Genomic DNA, 19,756 nt, shown 5'->3' with positions numbered 1-19,756 from the left:
GCAGAAGGCTTCTTCAAATACTTGGTCAGCGGCGATCGCCCACCGTTGTTGAAATTCCTTCCAAGTTTTGACGGGTTTATCTTCCTGGGCCCGGGCTAGTAAATCTTCCATCATGGCGGCAAAGCCCCGATATTGAATATCCGCTTCCAGGAATTGATAGTCCGCCATGGCCTGGGATAACTTGACCCAATCGTCAAAGGCCCGTAACAATTTGCCATTCATTTCCCGGCTGGGGCCCAGTAACGGCGATCGCATAAAACTGCCCAGATTTTTACTGTAGAGGGCATCGCCATAAAGATTGCTTAAATCTAGCCAGGCATGGATGTCGCCTGTGGGTAATTTGCCCAGGGGGGCGACGCTACTCTGCCAGGTGGAGAGCCAGAGTTGGGAAAATTTTTGTACTTCCTTGAGATAACACTGCCATAAACCATCCATGTCCCCCCGGAGAGCTTGGGTGCTGGTGGTGTATTGCTCAATCTGGGCTTGCAACTGTTCTAGGTAGCCCTGCACTGCCGCTTGGGCCGAACCATTATCCAATTTGGGCCACAGACTCTGCCAAGCTTCAAAGGAAAGTTTGAGTAGCTGTCCATAAAATTGCTGGGATTGGAGGAACTGCTGGGGCAAAGACTCAAAGGGCTGGGGGGCATTGTCCATCATCCCACCGGCACCCCCTTTGGCCATGAGGTCAAACCAATTTTTCCAAGCCTGACTACTGGACTCCAGCCAGAACTGACTGAGGGGAGTCATGAGCTCTGTCCAGGTTTTACTTGTCGATTCCATGGTCAAAATCCACCTTACTACTGGCCGCTACCTGAATTATGGCTCAGCTTTTTCGGGTGGCAACTGTTGATCTGGAAAATTTGTCATGGGAAGGGAGAATTACGACGGAATCTAGCCTTGACCGCCGAACTGCCGCTGATAAACTTCGTCTTCTTTTTCGGTGATAATTTTTAAATCTGAGCGGGGGTAGGCCACACAAAGCAAGGCATAACCCTCTGCCTGTAGTTCGGCCGAAACCCCCATGCCGTCCGCTTGATCCACTGTGCCTTCTGTGATCAATGCCGCACAGGTAGTACAAACTCCAGCTCCACAGGAAGTGGGCAACTGTATTCCCTCATCATCGGCCGCTTGGAGCACCGTTTTATCCTCGGGCACGGAAATGGTGTAAGTCTGACCCTGGTGTTGGATTTCGGCGGTGTAGGTGTTAACCATGACAAAGCGGTAATAATAAAAGGATTAATCGGATTTTTGGCCAATGAACACTCTAGCAAGTTTTGGATAGCCTGTTAACCAACTGGAGGCAGGCTCCGGCTGGCCACCATTGCGCCCATGGTGGTGGGCTAGAAAAATAATTTTCCATCGGCGATCGCCAGGGGGGAAGACCGAATCCGGTCCAGGGTGAACCCAGGTTAAAATCAGGGCATAATCTCCGTAACTCTTTTTAAATCAACAAGGAATTTTCTATGGCATCTAACAGTACGGCGGACGGGAAAGATCGTTTTTTTAGTGCTTTGATTTATCTGATTCCCCTCATTGATGCATTCATGTTCGGCAGTTTTTTACTGCAGCAATTTCCTATTTTGCAGATAATTTACTTGCCTATTATGCCCCTGTTGCAATTCTATTATCAGTTCCCCTTCGCTTCTTTTATTATTTTTATTGTACTGTTTATGGCGGTGGTTAGAAATAACAATATTTCCCACTTTATCCGCTTCAATGCCATGCAAGCCATCCTCATTGGCATCCTTCTATCATTGTTTGGCTTAGTTGTCGCCTACGTTATCCAGCCAGTGTTTGGCCAAGGATTAGTCATCGAAACTCTCTACAATTTTGCTTTCCTTGGTGCCTTAGCCTGTGGATTTTTTGGCATTGTTCAATCAGTGCTGGGGCGCTATGCAGAAATTCCCACCATTTCTGATGCAGCCTATTCCCAGGTGCGTTTTTAGTCATCCAAACTAACCGATTTTAACCTGACCAACCTGATTAACTTGAGCTATTTTTGTTGACCATGTCTGATAGTCGTTTAAATCTGGTGGCGATCGCCATTTTTCTGATGATGATGTCTGCCCTAATGGGGCCGATAGTCCACCTTTCCCCGGCCATACCCGCGGTGGCGACCCTAGGGATTTTGGGCATAATCACAGCAGATCAAATTAGTTGGCAAGGTAGGGGAACGGACTTTTTTGTCGGTCTCTTCCAAACCAAAGCAGAAAAAGAGAGGATTTTGTGCCATGAGGCGGGGCATTTCCTCGTGGCCCATTGCCTACAGGTTCCCATTACTAACTACAGTCTTAGTCCCTGGGAAGTTCTGCGCCAAGGGGCTGGCGGGATGGCGGGTATTCAATTCGATACGACTAATCTAGAAAATCAGTGTCGGGATTGGCACCTGCGTCCCCAAGCTCTGGAACGTTGGGCTACGGTCTGGATGGCGGGCATTGCCGCGGAAAAAATTATCTACGGTGAAGCCCAGGGGGGAAATGGCGATCGCCAGCAGCTACGCCAAGCCTTTCGTCGGGCAGGACTGCCGGAAATTAACCTAAACCAAAAGGAAAGTTGGGCCTTTCTCCAGGCCAAAAACTTGCTGGAACAACATCGCCAAGCCCATGGCCAGTTGCAACAAGCTCTGGCCCAGCGGCGATCGGTGGAAGAATGCCGTCATCTTCTCGCCCAACATCTAGGGGAGCCTGCTGTTAGTTCCAATTAACGAGTTAAGTTAGCTTAATTCAGTTGAAACGAACTTTTTTGGTGATTGCGACCCATTCATCTCCAAGCAGTGATTTTAGGGGATACCATTAGAACCATTACCCGCAGACTATGGTGTCGGTGTAGGGCTGTTATCATATCTATTATTGGGGGTCAGCACAATTGTCAAAAATGTTTCACATACCCACATACCCTACCCCAAACGCTATCGACGCCATTGGTCTGTGTCAGCAAGAATTCTTCCCCTAACATTCGCTAACTATCATGAAATTTAACACGGAATGCTTACCCGATGTTATCAACAAAATTGAGAGTAACCGCGAAAGAATTAGGCTCAAGAAAATCATTTACGGCTTGACCAACAAGGTTTGGGAAAACGATCCCAAAGTGGTGGGGGGCTGCTCCACCTACATGCTGTTAATGAACTTAATGAAAGTCCAACCAGAGATCAAACGTCTGGTGTCGGACATGTATAACTTGATTGAAAGCCTGAATCGGAAGCAAGCCTACGTGCCGATCGCCAAGAACTTGCTAGATATTATCGCCCCCATTTATGGCATCACTTCCGACAGCATCGGCCAATCATTGTTGGAAAACCTATTAGACGAAAAAGAAGAAGAGAAAAAACGTCAACGGAAAACCTGTCTTAATTTACTCGAAGTAGTAGTCAAAGATGAAATTTATAACGAACTACAAAAACTGCCCGTCAACGTGGCCAAATTTGTCAGCATTGCCGAGGTAGCTAGTTACACCCTCAACCGCCTACCGCCTATGTATGTGGCTAGTGAAGAAGGGAAAGCCTTTCAGATGCAACGAGTCGAACAAATGCGGGGGGAAATTCGTACCGCGGTATTGAGGGGGATTGGGGCAATTATGCGAGATCCTCTAAAAAAATCTACTCCCTTACAGGTAGATGAAATCGATTCCTTCAGCACGGCCCACTCCATCCTGATGGAGTTAGAGGAATTTGCCCGCAACATCGGCGTTGCCCAGGATAAAGTTAGTCTGGATGAACTTTCTAGCAAAATTCGTCGGGGCGTGAGAGATTACCATGCCGCCTTATTAGACCTCGAACAAGTGCTAGACGTCTATGGCATTGCCTACGAAAAAATTACTGCTAAAAATTTAGCCTCGGTGGTGCGCAAAATTCTGCGGCAAGTTGAAAAAAATCAACGGGATGGACACTATAGCACCAATTCAGGAGATGGTTTATCTGGCAGTAAAAGAAGTCATGGAGAGGAAATGGATGCTCAACAGACATCCATTGTGGAGTTTGGTAACTATGGCGACGAAGAAAATAAGGAAAATAGCGACGAAGATTTTGCTAGCTCCATTCGTGACTGGTACACCTTTTAGGGGCATCGGCATCATTAAAGCGACCCTATGTCATCGTTCCTGTTTGACTTTGCTCCTTTCTAGGGGCAGCGGTGGAGAAATTTTGCTCCAGCCAAGTTAAGCAGGTTTGATTGAACTTGGTGGGACACTCATCGTGCAAACAATGGCCGACCCCTGGCCAAAGTTGAAACTCGATTTTGTTATTTAACTGGGCAAATTGCTTCCCATACCGACAGGGAATGAACCGATCGCCATCTCCCCAAAGCAACAATATGGGTAAATCGAGGCTAGGCAATACTTCCTTCACTGACGGCGCAAAATGGGGCTGGCGCACAGAGCCAAACAATTGTCGAAAAGCAACCTCAGCCCCCAGATCCTGAGGAGGGGAGCAAATAATCTGCACCAATTCTTCTTCAAACTGCTCTGGATCAGGCTGTTCCTGCCGTAAACCATAGGCCAAACCAGCCCAACGCCGAATAATCGGGGGACGACGCACAAACTTGAATAGGCCATTGAGCAACCAAGGGGGAGAGAAAGCATTTTCTATCTTTTCAATCCAAGGCCGAAAAAAACGGGGGGCGGCCTGCTGACGGAGGGACACATCGGGCAAACTGGCCATAATTAATCCGGCCACTAGGGCTGGACTTTCTGCCGCCATGGTCAAAGCCACCAGGGAACCAATGGAATTTCCCACTAGCACCGTGGGACAACCAATTATTTCCCGACAAAAATCCTCCACTTGGTCGGCCCAGGAGTAGGCGCTGTAACGTTCGTTGGCCTTGCGCGAACCACCAAAACCGAGTAGATCAATGGCATAAACGCTGGTGTGCTGGGCAAACACCGACAGGTTATAACGCCAATGTTCGATCGCCGCCCCAAAACCATGGATGAGCAACAGGGGGGGTAAACCAGTGGCCTCGGGAGGATGACGAAAACTGTACCGAATTTGCCAGCCCCGCCAACTCCATTCCCGCTGACAGCCAATACGGCCATCCCATCGGTTTACGCTGCCTGGGTTTGTCCCTTGTCCACCCTGGGCCTGGGTGATGGGAATGTCATCAATCAATTGTTCTCACCATCGTAATTAAGCTTGAAATGGATGGGGGCACAAAAATCATCAATACCTTGCTCCAAAACGTAGGCCACCACCAAAGGCGCCAACAGGGGATGACAGACTTTGCGGTCGCTGAGGTGACTGACCACTGCACTGATGTTGTTGTCCTTCAGGGCCCCAGGAAAATCCCCCTCACAAATGGCTACCCGACATCTTTTGGCCAAGCCTTCTAGCCAGTCATTGCGATCGGGCTGTTGCCCCACTTGGATGCCCAGGGTCAAAGCTGCATCTTCTAAATTACCTTCACAATCCTCGATGGTATCCAGCGCCTGCATCGCCTCCACAGAGTGGGCAAGTTGGTCACGGTAACGGGCGATCGCCTGGGAGGTAATGGTGGTCATCGGCTTTTCAATTAGGATCGAGCAAAACTGCATTCTAGCGGCCAATAGTCCGGGCGCAACAGCGGGGGAAGTAGGGAAAAAGCAACTTTTGCAAAAGAGGGTAAATCAGTTATGATGAGAAATTGTGAGTTTTTACTATGACCATGAACGCCCAAGCCATAATCAATTCCATCGAGGCAGAGTTTCTCAAAGAAGACCTGCCCACCATCCATGTCGGTGACACCATCAAGGTTGGGGTCAAGATTGTCGAAGGTGGTAAAGAGCGGATCCAACCCTACGAAGGCACCGTCATTGCCAAGCGTAACGGCGGCATCAGCGAAACTATCACCGTGCGTAAAATTTTCCAAGGTGTCGGTGTAGAAAGGGTTTTTCTGCTCCATTCCCCCCGGGTTGCCAGCATCAAAGTATTGCGTCGCGGTAAAGTTCGTCGGGCCAAGCTTTACTATCTCCGGGATCGGGTTGGTAAAGCTACCCGTATTAAGCAACGGTTTGACCGGGCCCTGTAGTCCGCAAAATTGTGATCTCCAACACCATGGCGATCGCCCTCGATGGGAATTGGCAACAAATTAGGGTATGATGGTGCGAGAGTGCAGACTCTGGGGCTAACCTCAGCCCAGACTATGCGTCCTTAGTTCAGTTGGTAGAACGCAGGTCTCCAAAACCTGATGTCGGGGGTTCAAGTCCTCCAGGGCGCGTTGACCACCAATTACCTCGCTAACGATTGTCCCGCAACTGTTCAACTTTGCGTTTGGTGATACTCCGGATTTTCTCATTAGTTACAATGATTTGGGAGGCAAGAAAAACCTGTGGTTAAGAAGGAAGCGGTCAAAACCGACAGTACCGAAGACAACTCCGTGGACAGTGCCCAGGCCCGGAGCAACTTCATTACGGCCACCAAAGATGAGCTGGCAAAAGTGGTTTGGCCTTCCCGTCAACAGCTAATCAGTGAATCCGTGGCTGTGATTCTGATGGTGATTTTGGTCTCAACGGTGATCTACTTTGTTGACCAGATCTTTGGCTGGATTACCAAGCAACCTTTTCTTTTTGGTTGAGGCTGGCGAGAAAAGGCCAATAATTCCTGATGCAGGTTATGCTAACTTTTTTGCAGAAATTGGCCAGGAAAAGAACTTTTCTTTCACTATGCAGTTAGTTATTCAGCCAGATTCGATATTATTTAGCTTTTCGGCAGATTCTTAATATTTTTGCCATCCTAAATTTAAGTTTTTAAGTTTTAAAAATTCTCCATTTGCTAAGTCAAAAAATTTAAACTTTAAACCTCTAGCCAATCTGACTCCAAATCTGAGTTTGGATTGGGATTAATGCCCACCGTAAATACTCCCTGTACATGTTGTTGTCATGAGCTTCACTGACGATCAGTCTCCGGTCGCGGAACAAAACAAAAAATCCTCCTCCGAAGGCCATTGGTTTGCTGTACAAGTGGCCTCTGGCTGTGAAAAGCGGGTCAAACTAAACCTTGAGCAGAGGATTCACACCTTGGACGTGGCCGATCGCATTCTCCAGGTGGAAATTCCCAAAACCCCCATTGTGAAAATCCGTAAAGATGGGGCCCGGGTGCAGGGAGAAGAGAAAATCTTCCCTGGCTATGTGCTCATCCGCATGATTATGGACGATGACGCTTGGCAGGTGGTAAAAAACACCCCCCATGTGATCAACTTCGTCGGCTCTGAGCAAAAACGTCACTATGGTCGGGGGCGGGGCCACGTTTTGCCCATGCCCCTCAGCCATGGGGAAGTGGAACGGATCTTCCGTCATGTGGATGAGCAGGAACCGGTGGTGAAAATCGATATGGAAATCGGTGATCACGTCATGGTGCTCTCCGGCCCCTTTAAAGATTTTGAAGGGGACGTGATTGAAGTCAGTCCAGAAAGAAGTAAGCTAAAAGCCTTACTGTCCATTTTCGGTCGGGAAACCCCGGTGGAATTGGAATTTACCCAAGTGGAAAAACAGAATTAAGCCTTTTATTGGGGGAAGAGCAAGGAATTCCTGCTCCCCCTGGTTGGTTTGATTGTCGTTAATTCACATCCTAATCACATTAACTTAGACAAACATAAGCAATGGCCAAGAAAGTCGTCGCTCTGATTAAACTGGCCCTGCCCGCTGGCAAGGCTAACCCTGCGCCTCCCGTCGGCCCTGCCCTGGGTCAACATGGGGTTAACATCATGGCATTTTGCAAAGAGTACAATGCCAAAACCGCCGACAAACCCGGGATGATTATTCCTGTGGAAATTTCGGTGTTTGAAGACCGTAGTTTCACTTTTATCCTCAAAACTCCCCCTGCTTCAGTGCTAATCCGCAAAGCCGCCGGGGTGGAAAAAGGCTCTAGTGAACCAAACAAAACTAAAGTGGCTTCCATTACCCGGGACCAACTGCGGGAAATCGCCCAAACCAAATTGCCCGATCTCAATGCCAATGACATTGATGCGGCCATGAATATCATTGAAGGCACCGCCCGCAACATGGGTATCACCGTCAACAGCTAAGCACAGTTCACGGCTTGAGCCGATTAAGTTTTCTATTTATTTCGGGGAGAAGTTCCCTACTTCGCCAGTACCCAAGGAGTTACCAAATCCATGACTAAAAAGCTTTCAAAACGGATGCAGGCGGCGATCGCCAAGGTAAATGACAGCAAACTCTATAGCCCCCTGGAGGCGATGGAACTGCTGAAGGAAACCGCCACTGCTAAATTTGATGAAACCGCAGAGGCCCATATTCGTCTGGGCATTGACCCCAAATACAGTGACCAACAAATTCGAACCACTGTTTCTTTGCCTAAGGGCACAGGGCAAACGGTACGGGTAGCAGTCCTAGCCCGGGGGGAAAAGGTCAAGGAAGCCACCGATGCTGGGGCCGACATTGCCGGTTCTGAAGAATTGATTGAAGAAATCCAAAAGGGCATGATGGACTTTGACGTGCTCATTGCCACCCCCGATATGATGCCCAAAATTGCCCGACTGGGTAAACAATTGGGGCCCCGGGGCCTGATGCCTTCTCCCAAGGGGGGGACGGTAACAGCGGACGTGACAGCGGCGGTCAATGAATTTAAGGCAGGAAAATTAGAATTCCGGGCTGATCGTACGGGCATCGTTCATGTTATGTTTGGAAAGGCCTCTTTTTCTGCCGATGATCTGTTGGCGAATTTAAAAGCGCTGCAAGAGACCATTGACCGCAATCGTCCTTCCGGGGCCAAAGGCCGTTTCTGGCGCACCGTGTTTGTGTCCAGTTCCATGGGTCCTTCCATCCCCGTAGACGTTAATGCTTTGCGCGATCTGAAGTTTGAGGATAACTAAGCGACGACAATTTCCGAGTCATTTCTAGCCACTATTCATTTAACTGGCTACGCCAAAGACCGCAGGAGCAATTAGGGTTGCTTAATTAACCTGCCGAGGTTGAAGCCTGAATCAAGATTTAAGTCTGGGGGAATTCTTTCCGCTGGCTTTTGATCCTCTGCTTCAGCCCCGGCGATCGCCAAGGGGCATTTTTATTGTGTGTTTAATGCTTGCTATCCCAACCCCAAGGAGGTGAAACCCGAATGGGAAGAACGAGAGAAAATAAAGCGACGGTAATCACCGAAGTCCAGGAGTTGTTCCAGGACGCCCAGATGACCATGGTCATTGATTATCAGGGATTGACCGTTGCCGAAATTACCGATTTACGGAACCGACTCCGCCCCCTGGGTGGAACCTGTAAAATCGCCAAAAATACCTTAGTCCGTCGGGCTTTGGCTGGGCAAGAAGCCTGGTCCCCCATGGAAGAATTCCTGACGGGAACTACAGCAATTGTGGTGCTCAAGGATGACCTGGGTGGGGCCATTAAGGCCTACAAAAAATTCCAGAAAGATACCAAAAAAACCCAACTCAAAGGGGGGGTACTGGAAGGAAAAAGCCTGTCCCAAGCTGACGTGGAGGCGATCGGTGATCTGCCCTCCAAAGAGCAACTCATGGGTCAAATTGCCGGAGGCATCAACGCCCTGGCTACCAAGATTGCCCTGGGCATCAAAGAAGTTCCGGCTTCCGTGGCCCGTGGTCTCCAAGCCCATGTGGACAAGGAATAGGGTTGTTTTTCACCCTGCTTGTCCCAAAACCATTTGCTTTGGGTTTGTCTAGTTAGATCTAACCTACTTATCCTATAGGAGTCATTTCTATGTCCGCTGCAACCGATCAAATTTTAGAACAGTTAAAAAGTCTTTCCCTGTTGGAAGCTTCCGAGTTAGTTAAACAAATCGAAGAAGCTTTTGGTGTTAGCGCCGCTGCCCCCGTTGGTGGCATGGTTATGGCCGCTGCTGCTGCTGCCCCCGCTGAAGCTGCTGAAGAAAAAACTGAATTCGACGTTATCCTCGAAGAAGTACCCGCCGACAAGAAAATTGCCGTGCTTAAAGTTGTCCGCACCATCACTGGTTTGGGTCTGAAAGAAGCCAAAGAGTTGGTGGAATCTACCCCCAAAGCCATCAAAGAAGCTACCGGCAAAGATGATGCTGAAGCCATCAAAAAACAAGTGGAAGAAGCTGGTGGTAAAGCCGCGGTTAAATAGTCGTTTGGCATATTTGCCCAACCATTTAACTGATTGCTTACCCATCGATCATTTTCCTATTAGAAATTGAATTGATAGGGGTTAACCTAATCACTCTTTTTCTCGGGCCAGGGTTTTTCCTTGGCCCGTTTATTTTTGTCTATGCCTAGTTACAAAAAATACCTAAAATAAAAGACTGGTCAGTCAGTATTGGATATTTTATGGGCAGCACATTTGGCAGTTTATTCCGCATTACCACCTTTGGTGAATCCCATGGGGGCGGCGTGGGGGTAATTATCGATGGTTGCCCTCCCCGGTTAGAAATTTCCCCAGAGGAAATCCAGGTGGACTTGGACCGGCGGCGTCCAGGGCAGAGCAAAATCACTACCCCCCGTAAGGAAGCTGACCAGTGTGAAATCCTCTCCGGGGTATTTGAGGGCAAAACCTTGGGCACACCGATCGCCATTTTGGTCAGGAATAAAGATGCCCGTTCCCAGGATTACAACGAGATGGCGGTGAAATATCGTCCTTCCCACGCCGATGCTACCTATGAAGCTAAATATGGTATCCGCAATTGGCAGGGGGGCGGCCGGTCTTCCGCCAGGGAAACCATTGGCCGAGTTGCCGCTGGGGCGATCGCCAAGAAGATCCTTGCCCAGTTCAATGGGGTGGAAATTGTGGCCTACGTGAAAAGTATCCAAGATATTGAGGCAGAGGTAGATACCAATGCGGTAACCATGGAACAGGTGGAAAGCAATATTGTCCGATGTCCCGACGGTAAAACGGCGGAAATGATGATTGAGCGCATCGACCAGGTGCTGAGGCAAAAAGACTCCATTGGCGGGGTAGTGGAATGTGTAATCCGCAATGCTCCGAAGGGATTGGGAGAGCCGGTATTTGATAAATTGGAGGCGGATTTGGCCAAAGCAATGATGTCTCTCCCGGCCACCAAAGGGTTTGAGTTTGGTTCTGGTTTTGCCGGTACTTTACTGACCGGCAGCCAACATAATGACGAATATTACCTGGATGAAGCAGGGGAATGGCGCACCCGTACCAACCGTTCCGGGGGAGTCCAGGGGGGCATCAGCAACGGCGAACCAATTATTATGCGTATAGCTTTTAAACCTACTGCCACCATTGGCCAGGAGCAAAAAACTGTCAGTAACATTGGGGAGGAAACTACCTTAGCTGCTAAAGGTCGCCATGATCCCTGTGTGTTACCTAGGGCCGTTCCCATGGTGGAAGCCATGGCTGCCCTGGTACTTTGTGACCATCTCTTGCGTTTCCAGGCCCAATGCAAAACCCTCCCTTAGAAACTGTTTAGAAGTGTCAATTTTTCCCCTCAATCCGATTTGTCCCAGAATTGAGAGTTGGGGGAACTTCTTGAATACACCCTTAGAACGGAATTTGAATTTTGGAACAGCTAAAACTGTTTGATGCGCCCTCCAGCTATCGAGTCAAGCGGGAGCCAAAGTTGGCGCTCGATCGCCAGGGATTGGAGAATTGGCAGGGGAAAATCCACCAATATCAACAGAATCAACGGCAAACTGGACAACCCCAACAAGTTTCCCTCTTTGATACCCCGGCCACCAGTTGGCACCATGCCGACGAAATTGACCCGTTTACTTTGCCCCAACAGTCTTCTCTGTTTTGGCGACAAGGTAAAGATGGGACGGCAATAGCAGGGGAGTATGAGGGTTGTTTATACTTTATTCTTGACCGCCGTTGGCCAATATTGCTTTACGTGGGGGAAACCAAATTAACCGCAGATCAACGTTGGCAGGGCACCCATGACTGTAAGGATTATATTTTGAGCTACATCGAATTACATCGCCGCTATGAATTGGAAGTGGAAGTGGTGGCCGCTTTTTGGCCCCATGTGCCCCCGGAGAAGAAAACGCTCCTGGCTTGGGAAAAGGAATTAATTCTTAAATGGCGATCGCCTTTTAATAAAGAGTGTTGGCGTTGGTGGGGTCAGCCCTTTGGCAAATTGAGTTAAGTTCCAGCAAAAATGGCCTCACCCCCTTAGTACAAAGGAAAAGTGGACGGGCAACTACCTGCGGATTCACCGAGCTACTCAACTTGGCGGAAGGTTACAATGCTTTTTGATGATCATTTTTTAGCAACAAACTGGTTTGTGTCTCACAAAACCCCATTTCGTTAGCAACAAAACCTCTCCTCTCCATCAATGACTTCCTCCACCCCCGTCTCCCGTTGGTTAGAGCAATGGCAAGCCCGTTTTGAAGCTGTGCCGGTCCCCAAAACGGAGGAATCCATTGTTTTCCGCATTTTGGTGCAGTTAATGGTGATTGTGGGTATTGTTGCCACTGACGTAGCGGCCCAAACCACCTGGAGTTTATGGGCCATTCCCCTCAGTATTATTGGTTCCTGGTGGAGTTGGCGACAAAGAAAAAAGAAAAATATTGCCCTCAAATTTTTGCTGGCGATCGCCATGGTAGCCATGTTGTTCGTCTTCTTAGGCAACTTGGTGGAAAACCTAAATGCTAGCCAGGTGGCCCTAGCGGGGCTATTGGTGCAACTGCAGGTATTGCACAGTTTTGATTTGCCCCAGCGTAAAGATTTGGGCTACTCCATGGTGATTGGACTGATCCTATTGGGGGTGGCAGGTACCCTGTCCCAAACCTTGGCCTTTGCCCCCTGGTTGCTACTTTTTTTAGCTGTGGCCATTCCCACCCTAGTGTTGGATTATCGTTCCCGTTTGGGGTTAGAAGGAATTCCCTTCTCCCTCTGGAAAAGTCGTGGGCAAAAAAGTTCATCCCATCAGGCAGAATACTCTCCCCTAGTGCCGAGAAAATTGTTAGCTCTGTTGGCAGTAACCCTAGCCTTTGGACTGTTATTGTTTGCCCTGATGCCCCGTTTTCCTGGTTATAGACTGCAAAGTTTTCCTGTGTCCAGCCCTGGGGAAGTACAACAACAAACCTTCGAGGGACAAAATCAAGATATCAATAACCCCGGTTATCGTCGGGGCGATGGCACTGGTACCGGCGGCGAGGGAGATGGTTCAGAACCAGGGCAGGTGGATGACACCTTTTACTACGGTTTTAACAGCCGCATGAACCAAAATTTACGGGGGCAAATGACCAAACAATTGGTGCTCCGGGTGCGTTCCCAAGCGCCAGGTTTTTGGAAAGCGTTGTCCTTTGACCGCTACACCGGCCAGGGATGGGAAATTACCGATAACACGAAAATTACCACAGTGGAACGATCGCCATGGTCCTATCGTTTTGTGCTGGATAACATTGATTCCCTGATGGAAACGGAGAGTGTGGTGCAAACCTACACCGCTGTAATGGATTTACCTAATGTGATCCCAAGCCTCTATCACCCTAGATTTTTATACTTTCCCACCAGGGAAGTGGGCATAGACCCCAATGGCAGTTTACGATCGCCGGTGGGCTTACTGGAGGGCATTACCTACACAGTCATTTCGGAAGTACCGGTGCGCAACCGGACTATGTTACAGAGCTATCGCATTCCCCCAGAAGTCAAAATCCCCCCCCCATTGCTCCAAGTGCCACCGGATATTAAATCAGCGGTGCGGGCCAAAGCGGAAGAACTGCTAGCCAAATCGGAACGACCCTTGGAAACGCCCTATGAAATTTCCCTCTACTTAACCCAGGCTCTCAAGCAGAATTACCGTATCCGCACCGATTTGCCATTTTTTGAAGACGACGAAGATTTGGTCACAGCCTTTTTGTTTGAATACCAAGGAGGTTTGCCGGACCACTTTGCCACAGTATTGACCATTATGCTGCGGAGTTTAGATATTCCCGCCCGGCTAACGGTAGGGTTTGCCCCTGGACAGTTTAACCCCTTCACTGGTTATTATTTGGTCCACAACACCGATGCCTATGCTCTGACGGAGGTATTTTTTCCCCGGCTGGGTTGGTTTATGTTCGATCCTATTCCCGGCCATGAACTCTATCCCCCCTCCATCGAAGATAACGAAACGTTTAGCGTACTTCAGCAAATTTGGCGTTGGGTCGCCGGTTGGTTGCCTTCCCCGGTGAGCAGTTTCCTGGCCAATGTCTGGGCAGCCGTCACCGGATTCCTTGTCACTGTTCTACGGTGGTTTTGGAACTTAGTTTCCACCAGCTTGGGCGGCGCTTTACTCGGACTAATTTTGGCGATCGCCGCTGGATTTCTGGGTTGGCTTGGTTGGACCCAGGCTAAACGCTGGTTACAATATCGCCGCTTGGCTAGACTCCATCCCATGGCTAGGCTTTATCAAACTTTGCTTTACGACCTCGAACAACGGGGTTTTCGTAAAAGTCGAGCCCAAACTCCAGGGGAATTTGCCCAATCCCTACGGGAGCATTTAACCCCGGAACAAGTAGAAATAATTGTGGAAATTTCCAGCGCCTATGTGGCTTGGCGTTATGGAGAGCAACAAGCCCACCTAGATTATCTGGGTCAGCAGTTTAGACTTCTAGAACGCAGTTGGCGGAGCAAGGCAAAAATAAAGCTAATCTAAAATATGTCTGGGTTTAAATCGATGTTTTTTTGAGGTTAAACGATAGCAAAAAGTTGAAGCTAAACTTGAATAAGCCAAATAAAACAGGGTATCAATTATGGTCGTTGCTACAACTAAAATCCTAACAGCGGCGGAGTATCTGCAACGGGAAGAACAGGCCACTGAAAAAAGTGAGTTTATCCAAGGAGAAATTATTCCCATGGCCGGAGCCTCCGCGAACCATAACTATCTAACAGGAAAACTTCATGCCCTGCTACTATTTGCCCTGGAAGATCATGGCTATTCTGTATTTATGAGCGATATGAGGTTATGGATTGCTGAGTCTGAAAGTTATTTTTACCCCGATGTGATGGTAATTGCGGCAGAGCCAAAGTTTACTGATAATAGCCAGATGGCGCTGACCAATCCCTGTTTGATTGCGGAAGTTCTCTCCACTTCAACAGCGGGCTTTGATAAAAATCAGAAATTTGGTTTTTACCGGACTATTCCCCAATTACAGGAATATTTATTAATTGATCAATCCTGTTATCGGGTGGAGCATTATCAAAAAGTTGGCGATCGTCAATGGTTATTAACGGAACTGATGGGAGAAGATGCCGAAATTGAATTTAGTTTTATGAAAATAAAAATCAAACTTGTGGAGCTTTATAAACGGGTTGATTTTTAAAAATGACCAATCCACCGACTCCCCCAAACAGCACAACATAAAACCGCTGGGGGCACTGGCCAAACACCGTTGGTTAACCAGTAAAGCCTTAAGCTTGGGCCAGCAGTTTACCAATTAACTGGTTAGTCAACTTCGGATCTGCTTTACCGCCGGTGCGTTTCATTACCTGACCGACAAAAAAGCCCTGCATGTTGCCCTTACCACTGCGGAATTTTTCCAACTCCTTGGGATGGTCCACAATAACAGCTTGAATGATGGCAGTCAACTCATCGGGGTCAGAAATTTGCACCAAGCCCCTGGCTTCAATAATTTTCTGGGGAGAACCACCTTTTTCCAATAACTCCGGCAGAATATCCTTGGCAATTTTGCCGCTGATGGTGCCCTTGGTAATCAAAGCGATCAACTCCGCCAAAGCCGACGGTTTCAAGGCCAGCTCACCGATGGTCAAACGGTTGTTATTGAGGTAGGCGGCAATATCCTGGGTAACCCAGTTGGTCACTGCCTTCGGATCGGCCCCTGCATCCACCGCTTCCTCGAAATAGAACGCCACTTCCCGGTCTTCGGTTAATACTCGGGCATCGTAGGCAGATAAGCCCAAGTCTTTTTCATAGCGGGCCCGTTTAGCACTGGGGAGTTCCGGCAATGTCGCTAACCAAGCCTGTTGCTGTTGCTCGGAAACTTCTAGGGGGGGCAAGTCCGGTTCAGGAAAATAGCGATAATCGCTGGAGCCCTCCTTTTTCCGCATGCTGATGGTGCGCTGACTGCCCTCTTCCCAGAGGCGGGTTTCTTGGTAAATTTCTTCCCCGTTGGCGATCGCCTCGATTTGTCTTTCAATTTCATACTCGATCGCCTTTTGGATCGCACTAAAGGAGTTCATGTTTTTGATCTCCACCTTGGTGCCAAATTCCTCTTGTCCGACAGGGCGCACAGAAATATTCACGTCACAACGGAGGGAACCTTCTTGCATATTGCCGTCGCTAATGCCTAGGTAACGTACCAGTTGCCGTAAAGATTGGGCATATTCCGCCGCTTCCTGCCCCGTGCGTAAATCTGGCTCCGAAACGATCTCCAGTAATGGTACTCCAGTGCGATTAAAATCCACCAGGGAATGGGTCGACCCCGCCAGGCGATCGCTGCCTGCATGGACTAACTTGCCCGCGTCCTCTTCCATGTGTAGACGGGTGATGCCAATGGTTTTGCGGGTAATTTCTTTAGTTTTTTTATCCACCAACTCTATTTCCAAGGAGCCGTGTTCCACAATGGGCAAATCAAACTGGGAAATTTGATAATTCTTGGGTAAATCCGGGTAAAAATACTGCTTACGGTCAAATTTGCTGTAGGGGGCAATCTGACCATTGATGGCCAGGCCAAGTTTCACCGCCGCCGCCAACACCTCTTCATTGAGTACCGGCAAAACCCCCGGATACCCCAAACACACCGGACAGACATTGGTGTTGGGGGGACTGTCAAAATCGGTGGAGCAATTACAAAAAATCTTACTGGCTGTGTTGAGCTGACAATGGGTTTCTAGCCCAATAATCGCTTCGTAATTGGTTTTAACAGCAGTGGCAGTCATGAATTTCCGGCATATTGGCTTCTCCCCATTCTGCCATACTCCCGCCGTCCAACGGGCATTTTTCTCCGTCATTAACCCCCAGGGGCGATCGGGTCAAAGCCTAGGATTTTTGTTGTTTTTCCGGCTTGGGACGGGGGAATTGGGAAGGAGACGGGAAACTTTCCACCGGCATATTTTTAATGGCCTGACTCATGAAAGAGCGCCAAATGGGGGCGGCATAACCCCCCCCAGAAATCCCCTTACCCAGAGGACGGTTTGCATCATCCCCAATCCAGACAGCGGTGGCCAGTTGGGGCACATAACCCACAAACCAGACATTGCGCTCATTGTCCGTGGTGCCAGTTTTCCCGGCAGTGGGACGCCCTAGGTAGGCCGATGTCCCTGTCCCTCCCTGCACAACGGAAGTCAGTACAGAAGATGTACTAGCAGCAGCCCAGGGATCTAGCACCTGTTGGGGCTTAGGTGTGTTGTCTAGCAGCACATCCCCCCGCACATTGGTAACCCGTAAAATCGCAGTAGGTTCGGAATACCAACCATTGCTAGCTAGGGTGGCATAACCCACAGCCATATCCAACGGCGTCACATCCACTGATCCCAAGGGCAGGGAAAGAACAGACTGCAATGGCGTTTTAATGCCCATCTGCTTGGCATCTTCAATCACCTTATTGAGGCCGACTCGACTGCCGATCAACACCGCTGGAATATTGGCGGAACTGGCCACCGCCTGGCGAATGGACATGGAACCGGAAAAACCACCGCCATAGTTTTTGGGGGAATAGACGCCGGCTCCGTCCCTCAAACTAATGGGTCGGTCTTCAATGGAGGAATCGGGGGTGTATTTCCCACTAGCAAAGGCACTGTAATAAACAAAGGGTTTAAAGGCTGAACCCGGCTGACGACGGGAAATGGTAACCCGATTAAGTTGGCTTTTGTTATAGTCCACCCCCCCAGCCATGGCCTTAATAAAATGGGTTTCGGGCTCTACCGCCACTAGGGCAATCTGTAAATCCTTTGCCCTTCCCATACGTCCCCGCAGATTTTTATAGGCGGACTTGACCGTATTTTCCGCTAGCTTTTGGGTGTCGTAGTCGATGGTGCTTTGTATCCTTAGACCCCCCTGGGCCAAAGCCTCTTGACCAAATCTAGTTTCCAGTTCGGCAATAACTGCATCGGTAACGTAGGGCAATTTGCTGTTTTGCCAAGCAGTGGGTTCACCTAATTTGTTCTGGAGGGGCTCTTTTTTAGCCGCCTCGGCCTCAGCGGGGGTAATCCAGCCGATACTAGCCATGCGATCCAACACCACTTCCTGGCGTTCCTTGGCCGCGCTGAAATTGTTGAAAGGGCTGTAGGCCTCCGGGGCTTGGATCATGCCCGCCAATAGGGCAGATTCGGCCAAATCCAGGTCAGCGGCGGATTTTTTAAAGTAACTTTCGGCGGCGGTTTGGATGCCGTAGTTATTGTGACCCCAGTAGATATAGTTGAGGTACATATCCAAAATTTGGTCTTTGTCGAATACCTGCTCGACCCTGACCGCCAAAACCGCTTCAGCTAACTTGCGGGTAAAAACTCTTTTTTGACTCAGGTAAATATTTTTCACCAACTGCATACTGAGGGTAGAAGCCCCTTCGCTTACTCCACCACTCTTAAAGTTGACCAACAGGGCCCGCCCAATGCTGTTGGGGTTGATGCCTTGGTGTTTGTAAAAATTGCTGTCTTCGATCGCCAGTACAGCCCGTTTCAAGTTGGGGGAAATTTCCGCTAGGGGCACAATTTTGCGATGTTCTTCCCCATGGAGGCTGAGCAATTCCCGCCCTTTGGCATCGTAGATGTAACTGGTTTGGGCAGGTACGTAGGAAGTTAGACCCCGCACATCGGGTAGGTTGCGAAAACTGAAAGCCAGGCCGGCCACCCCTCCTGCCACCACAGCGGTAGAAACTAGACCCACCCCTAGAAAAGTGGTGCCAGTGGTGCGCAATACCCGCTGGAAAAAATTAGGCTGGGCTTGGGCTTTGGCCTTGGTGGAAGACGGTTTAAGGGTGCTGGTGGATGACACGGTGTAAGAACTTCCTCACGCCAGAAAATGGGATTGGTAACCTTGCAAACTCAGATGATGAAAATTAGCTATTTTCCAGGAACAATTTTTTCCAGAATTAATCTTAGTTTAGCTTACTGATATTCGCCCAGAAGTCAACTGACCTAAGCTAGCCCAGGTCTAAGCTCCCTCAGGCGGGGATTCCCCCACCCAAATCAACTTTAACGGGGCAAATTAGCAGGCTAGTTGGTCGCATTTTGACCAATCCACTGACGACAGGCCGGAATTAGATATTCTGCTAAATGTTGGGCATCCACCCCCAGAACCGTTCTTTGTTGGGCCGCTAAAATACCGGCCTGGGCATGCCACCAAGCGGCCGTTGCCACCCTTTGAGTTAGGGCAAATTCCCCTGGTTGGGCCAAGAGGCCCCCCATTAATCCAGTGAGGACATCCCCACTGCCCCCCCGGGCCAGGGCTGGAGTGCTATCTTTGATTACCCAAGTGGGCCCCGTTGGGCTGGCAATGACCGTTTTGGCTCCTTTGAGTAGCACTGTGGCCTGGCTTATGGCCGCGGCTGTTTGCACTGCTGTAAGGCGATCGCCTTGGTCGAGGTCGGGAAAAAGCCGTTGAAATTCACTGCCATGGGGCGTTAACACGGTGGGGGCTGTCCGTTCCGACAACAGGGGTAATAATTGTTGCCGAGCCAATTGGTTGAGGCCATCGGCATCCAAAATAAGGGGACAATTAACCGGCAAAACTTCTTCCACTACAGGCCCCACGTCAAGGCCTAACCCCGGCCCGAGGGCAACGGCAGTGTAACGGGATAGGTCCAAATTGCCTAAACCGGCGATCGCCCCGGAGGAGGTTTCTAAAAGACCTTGCACCAAAACTTCGGGACATTGACTGTGGAGCAAAGCTTTAATCCCCGTGGGTACCGCCATGGTCACCATCCCCACCCCACTGGCC

21 protein-coding genes, 1 tRNA gene and 1 other annotated feature are annotated in these 19,756 nt (G+C 49.4%); of the genes, 15 read left to right on the top strand and 7 right to left on the bottom strand.

Features of this window, described 5'->3' with window-relative positions; all coding sequences use genetic code 11:
• A partial coding sequence (gene phaE / locus IQ219_RS04730; RefSeq protein WP_194071885.1) for a class III poly(R)-hydroxyalkanoic acid synthase subunit PhaE occupies positions 1-780 on the bottom strand: 780 nt, incomplete at its 3' end.
• A 111-nt stretch (positions 781-891) separates the two neighbouring features.
• Entirely contained in the window at positions 892-1,212 is a 321-nt protein-coding gene (locus IQ219_RS04725) for a 2Fe-2S iron-sulfur cluster-binding protein (RefSeq protein ID WP_190598952.1), read from the bottom strand.
• 251 nt (positions 1,213-1,463) lie between these two features.
• Between IQ219_RS04725 and IQ219_RS04720 the strand changes: the two genes are divergently transcribed.
• The 3 genes from IQ219_RS04720 (at position 1,464) to IQ219_RS04710 (ending at position 4,059) form a co-directional block, all read left to right on the top strand.
• Positions 1,464-1,946: a Tic20 family protein gene (locus tag IQ219_RS04720; RefSeq protein ID WP_190598951.1), complete on the top strand. Its 483-nt coding sequence runs from the start codon at positions 1,464-1,466 to the stop codon at positions 1,944-1,946.
• Between the two features lie 62 nt (positions 1,947-2,008).
• Positions 2,009-2,704: an ATP-dependent Zn protease gene (locus tag IQ219_RS04715; RefSeq protein ID WP_194071884.1), complete on the top strand. Its 696-nt coding sequence runs from the start codon at positions 2,009-2,011 to the stop codon at positions 2,702-2,704.
• 263 nt (positions 2,705-2,967) lie between these two features.
• Positions 2,968-4,059 (top strand): late competence development ComFB family protein, encoded by a 1,092-nt coding sequence (locus IQ219_RS04710; protein ID WP_190598949.1) that lies wholly within the window; start codon positions 2,968-2,970, stop codon positions 4,057-4,059.
• Between the two features lie 25 nt (positions 4,060-4,084).
• On the opposite strand, the gene IQ219_RS04705 is transcribed toward IQ219_RS04710, so the two are convergent.
• Positions 4,085-5,104 (bottom strand): alpha/beta fold hydrolase, encoded by a 1,020-nt coding sequence (locus tag IQ219_RS04705; protein ID WP_228016712.1) that lies wholly within the window; start codon positions 5,102-5,104, stop codon positions 4,085-4,087.
• Positions 5,101-5,493: a hypothetical protein gene (locus IQ219_RS04700; RefSeq protein ID WP_228016711.1), complete on the bottom strand. Its 393-nt coding sequence runs from the start codon at positions 5,491-5,493 to the stop codon at positions 5,101-5,103. The genes IQ219_RS04705 and IQ219_RS04700 overlap by 4 nt, the downstream gene beginning before the upstream one ends.
• 137 nt (positions 5,494-5,630) lie before the next feature.
• On the opposite strand from IQ219_RS04700, the gene rplS reads away from it, so the two are divergent.
• The 12 genes from rplS (at position 5,631) to IQ219_RS04640 (ending at position 15,182) form a co-directional block, all read left to right on the top strand.
• Positions 5,631-5,999, top strand: coding sequence for a 50S ribosomal protein L19 (gene rplS, locus IQ219_RS04695; RefSeq protein ID WP_010872052.1), 369 nt, complete (start codon positions 5,631-5,633; stop codon positions 5,997-5,999).
• Between the two features lie 116 nt (positions 6,000-6,115).
• Positions 6,116-6,188: transfer RNA gene (locus IQ219_RS04690), tRNA-Trp, on the top strand.
• A 111-nt stretch (positions 6,189-6,299) separates the two neighbouring features.
• Positions 6,300-6,545 carry a preprotein translocase subunit SecE gene (gene secE, locus IQ219_RS04685; protein WP_194071882.1) on the top strand — a complete coding sequence of 82 codons (246 nt, stop codon included), beginning with the start codon at positions 6,300-6,302 and terminating at the stop codon, positions 6,543-6,545.
• A 304-nt stretch (positions 6,546-6,849) separates the two neighbouring features.
• Positions 6,850-7,467 (top strand): transcription termination/antitermination protein NusG, encoded by a 618-nt coding sequence (gene nusG / locus IQ219_RS04680; protein WP_190598946.1) that lies wholly within the window; start codon positions 6,850-6,852, stop codon positions 7,465-7,467.
• 101 nt (positions 7,468-7,568) lie between these two features.
• Positions 7,569-7,994 carry a 50S ribosomal protein L11 gene (rplK, locus tag IQ219_RS04675; protein WP_190598945.1) on the top strand — a complete coding sequence of 142 codons (426 nt, stop codon included), beginning with the start codon at positions 7,569-7,571 and terminating at the stop codon, positions 7,992-7,994.
• Positions 7,995-8,084: 90 nt separating this feature from the next.
• The gene (gene rplA / locus IQ219_RS04670; RefSeq protein WP_190598944.1) at positions 8,085-8,801 is read left to right on the top strand and encodes a 50S ribosomal protein L1; all 717 of its coding nucleotides are present in this window, start codon (positions 8,085-8,087) and stop codon (positions 8,799-8,801) included.
• Between the two features lie 34 nt (positions 8,802-8,835).
• Positions 8,836-9,003: a sequence feature (ribosomal protein L10 leader region), on the top strand.
• A 40-nt stretch (positions 9,004-9,043) separates the two neighbouring features.
• Positions 9,044-9,565, top strand: a complete 522-nt coding sequence (rplJ, locus tag IQ219_RS04665; protein ID WP_190598943.1) for a 50S ribosomal protein L10 — start codon at positions 9,044-9,046, stop codon at positions 9,563-9,565.
• Between the two features lie 89 nt (positions 9,566-9,654).
• The gene (gene rplL, locus IQ219_RS04660; protein ID WP_190598942.1) at positions 9,655-10,041 is read left to right on the top strand and encodes a 50S ribosomal protein L7/L12; all 387 of its coding nucleotides are present in this window, start codon (positions 9,655-9,657) and stop codon (positions 10,039-10,041) included.
• A gap of 200 nt (positions 10,042-10,241) precedes the next feature.
• A complete protein-coding gene (gene aroC, locus IQ219_RS04655; RefSeq protein ID WP_194018500.1) occupies positions 10,242-11,333 on the top strand; it encodes a chorismate synthase in 1,092 nt (363 codons plus the stop codon).
• Between the two features lie 101 nt (positions 11,334-11,434).
• Positions 11,435-12,019 (top strand): GIY-YIG nuclease family protein, encoded by a 585-nt coding sequence (locus tag IQ219_RS19985; protein WP_228016710.1) that lies wholly within the window; start codon positions 11,435-11,437, stop codon positions 12,017-12,019.
• Between the two features lie 189 nt (positions 12,020-12,208).
• Entirely contained in the window at positions 12,209-14,515 is a 2,307-nt protein-coding gene (locus IQ219_RS04645; RefSeq protein WP_194071881.1) for a transglutaminaseTgpA domain-containing protein, read from the top strand.
• 94 nt (positions 14,516-14,609) lie between these two features.
• On the top strand, positions 14,610-15,182 hold the full coding sequence (locus IQ219_RS04640; protein ID WP_190599059.1) for a Uma2 family endonuclease: 573 nt from the start codon (positions 14,610-14,612) through the stop codon (positions 15,180-15,182).
• Positions 15,183-15,270: 88 nt separating this feature from the next.
• Here IQ219_RS04640 and gatB read toward each other — a convergent pair whose 3' ends face one another.
• The 3 genes from gatB to IQ219_RS04625 all read right to left on the bottom strand — a co-directional run.
• Positions 15,271-16,758 carry an Asp-tRNA(Asn)/Glu-tRNA(Gln) amidotransferase subunit GatB gene (gene gatB, locus IQ219_RS04635; RefSeq protein ID WP_194071880.1) on the bottom strand — a complete coding sequence of 496 codons (1,488 nt, stop codon included), beginning with the start codon at positions 16,756-16,758 and terminating at the stop codon, positions 15,271-15,273.
• A 100-nt stretch (positions 16,759-16,858) separates the two neighbouring features.
• Positions 16,859-18,811, bottom strand: a complete 1,953-nt coding sequence (locus IQ219_RS04630) for a penicillin-binding protein 1A (RefSeq protein ID WP_194018503.1) — start codon at positions 18,809-18,811, stop codon at positions 16,859-16,861.
• A gap of 221 nt (positions 18,812-19,032) precedes the next feature.
• A partial coding sequence (locus tag IQ219_RS04625) for an NAD(P)H-hydrate dehydratase (protein WP_194071879.1) occupies positions 19,033-19,756 on the bottom strand: 724 nt, incomplete at its 5' end.

This window comes from Synechocystis sp. LEGE 06083 (assembly GCF_015207725.1).
In the GTDB taxonomy this organism is placed as follows: domain Bacteria; phylum Cyanobacteriota; class Cyanobacteriia; order Cyanobacteriales; family Microcystaceae; genus Synechocystis; species Synechocystis salina.
This window is presented reverse-complemented; position numbering and strand designations above follow the sequence as displayed.